The 3,274-nt window shown below is 42.4% G+C and carries 1 protein-coding gene and 1 pseudogene; one reads left to right on the top strand and one right to left on the bottom strand.

Features of this window, described 5'->3' with window-relative positions; translation table 11 throughout:
• Positions 1-214 precede the first annotated feature (214 nt).
• The gene (locus tag GJA01_RS15000; RefSeq protein ID WP_145993814.1) at positions 215-2,101 is read left to right on the top strand and encodes a hypothetical protein; all 1,887 of its coding nucleotides are present in this window, start codon (positions 215-217) and stop codon (positions 2,099-2,101) included.
• A gap of 902 nt (positions 2,102-3,003) precedes the next feature.
• Here GJA01_RS15000 and GJA01_RS14990 read toward each other — a convergent pair.
• Positions 3,004-3,274, bottom strand: a pseudogene (locus GJA01_RS14990) (IS5/IS1182 family transposase); the annotation flags it as partial.

Raw genomic sequence — 3,274 nt, 5'->3', positions numbered from 1 at the left:
AGGGGGTGAAGAGGGGGCAATTTTTAGAAAAAAGAGAAGAATTACCTTTTATCCTCTAAAAGGTAATTCATCGCTTCTAATTCTAATAGCCGCCCATAAATTGGGTCACAGGTATATTCGACATGAATCGCAACAATCTTCGATAACCAAGGACTGTTACAAAAAGATAATTATGGTATCGTACTGACATATCTCATACGAGACGGAGGTCAAATTGTCGGATTTTTCATTAATTTTTCCGCTGATGTCCGGGCCGCAGCATCATACAATCTCGCCCCCAATCGGAAAGACTCCACCAAATCAGCACGATAATCCTGTATCAGCATCATCTTCTCAGGACGTATCACTTAATTTCCACGGGATGGCTTCTACAAAAAATTTAAACACAATTGCCTCTAGAGATTCTAGTTACTCTTCTCACCGCCAGATCGATTACTGGAGAAACTCTCCAGAACTGAAAAAAATTCATCAAAAAATCCATAATACTACAAAATTCGATGATACATTAAGTCAACCTACCAAAATAGCCGCATCAAATATAAAGCTTCCTGTAGCTATATCTCTTCTGTCCGTTTCAGACGATGATGAGGGCGCTAATCCTCCTTCTCCCGTAACTTCAGGAGGAGGTGGTGAAGGCGGAGTAGAAGCCCCACCAGGACGCGGAGACGAAGTTCCAGTGACAGGATACAACCCTGGGGCGGGAGGATTGTCTAATACGGGAGATGGATATGCTTCTACCGGCAATGCAAATGGTAATCTTCCTCCATCACCCCCGCAAGAAATAGAAGTTCATGCTCGTAAGGTGAAGGTTATTAATGGGGTGCAGTATCTCGAAGGGAGCAACGGTCGTCTTGTTACCTATGTCACTCACTCAGGAGCCTATGCATCTTTAAAAATTTCTGATCTCGATAACGAGATCAACAAAGCAGCTCAAGATATCGGTGATTCAGATCCCGATGAAAAAACAATACAAAGCATTTACGATTATTTTTCATCTGAAGAGCGCAACATTAAGGATGTCAGATCCTTATACGCTCATAGTGACAGAATAAGGAATAAAGTTGAGAAAGACTACAATGATGTTCTAAACAGAATGTCAGATTCAGACGAAATGAAAAAACAACTAGATTCTCTTGGAAACAACGATAATTTGAATAATACACGCTTTAATTTGGCTCACTCCGACGAAGCCACAGCGCTATACAAGAATTTGATCTCTCAAGTGCAGGATAGGGTTCCCAGTTCTAACGATGATAACTGGACTAATGCACAGAAAGATCTTGTCGGCAAAAATGGAACTTACAAGCAAGTCCGATACGATCTTGCCCATTTCTATGGCGAAGCCTGGGTGATAGATCCGTATTGGCAAAACATGCTCGGACGTCCCCCTACGGACGCAGAACGAAGCGCTGTGGAAGACAAACTGGCTGATACCTCGACGATTCAAGGTATGCGTGCAGAGCTTGCTCATTCTGACTTGGTTAGAAACGCAGTGTCGTCAGCATTTGAGGAAAAAACAGGGCAGTCTCTTGCGGACGATCGCAATTTAATGTCGGTTACAAACATCGCAGATGACATGGCAAACCGCGGATTAACCTTAGAACGAATTAAGTTATTATTCGATTCTGGCGCGAAATTATCTTCCATTGATTTGAATTCTAATCCAGGCGCTTATACACCAGTGGCGGGAGTCCCATCGAATGTTCATCAATATACGGACGGGTCTGGAAGGACATTCGATATAACAAATAGGTATACCATTCAGTCTGTTGCTGATGACGGGGCGTCTCATAGAAATGATACCAAGTTCTCCATGAGTTTTATCCATCTGGTTAATGATACACTGGGCCATGGTGGGAAATTTGATGCGCAAAGGGACAAGGCCTCAGCATTGAGCTACCGAGGACTTGTGGATAACGCTAATTATAATGTCGGTGTTTGGGGGGCTGCGGTCGGGTTAACTGAGGGAGAACTAGGCTTGGCAGGAATGGCCTATATAGCATCGCATAACTCCCCGTCTGAGGCGCTTAGTACATTTAATAGGGATTTACCATTATGGCATGAGGGGTATGTAGATTACTTGAATGGATATATAAAATGATCAAGTTATTTATTCTTTCTTGTATACCATTTTATTTCCTATCATATGGAATAATGTCTTTAATATTTGATTATATATTAATATCTGGAAATGAGTCCAGTAATGATGTTCTGTTTGAATTTTTTCTCTATACCATATTATCGTTTCGGATATCATTTCTCAATGCCGCTTTGTCGGTTATTTCATCTATTATAGGGATTAGATTTGTAAAGGTTATATTATTGTCTATTATCCCGTTATATTTTGCGCACGAAGTATGCAAATTCTTAAATTTACTACCAAACAAAAATATCAACAAAGAAAATTATAATGAGGCTATTTTTCAATTATCTTTAGGAGTATTTTCTTTTATTTGGTCATATATTATATATATCAATGCAAAAAAAATTTACCATAATAGATAATTCTATTACCAAAAATTAAAGGTAGATAGCTTAGCTATCAAAGGGGGCTAGTATGCGACGTTTTTCATCACTTTACTGTCCGTGGGGTCGGAATAACTGTCCCGGGTATTGGAAGGCGTCTGTTACCTCTAACGCCCTTTCCCCTCTGTCGACTTGATGATCATCGGTCAGGATGTTACCGCGTCGAAACTCCTTAGACGGATCAGGTCACTTAATAATTAGAGACGGAACAAGAAGTAGCCCGCGTACTTTTCATTATTGCCGATTATTCACGCTGTGGGTATTCTCTTGGCTAGGCGAGAGACATGGCATGCCTTCCGGCCTGTGAAACAACGGAAAAGTCTCTCAGACAGACTGTCATAACGTGGAGGGATCGAAGAACCCTTGATTGATGTGCTTGGCCGGTAATTTCTGGGTTTTGGCGATTTGATTGACGGTTTTTGCGATGGCGTCCAGTCTGCGTTTTGAGCAGATTGGGAGTTGTCTCTCGCTGGATGGCTATGCGTTCGCGTTCAATCTTTCGAGGAAGAGGAGGCGGCGCATATTGTAGACGATATTGGCGAGCCCGATCCTCATGGTGGCTCGACTGATACCGACAGTCCGGACAAACAGCCCCGTCTGTGACTTCTGATCGGCAAAGACATGCTCGACACGTGACCGGATGACCGACTTTCCAGCATTTGATTTCTGGATATGCCGGGGCATAGGCTTGAGATGCGGCTTTTTGCGATGAACCTTGGAGACAAAGCCCTGCTTTTCCATGAAGTGG

This window comes from Gluconobacter japonicus, from assembly GCF_002723975.1.
GTDB lineage: Bacteria > Pseudomonadota > Alphaproteobacteria > Acetobacterales > Acetobacteraceae > Gluconobacter > Gluconobacter japonicus.
The sequence above is the reverse complement of the archived record's forward strand: the minus strand, read 5'-3'. Positions and strand labels throughout refer to the sequence as shown.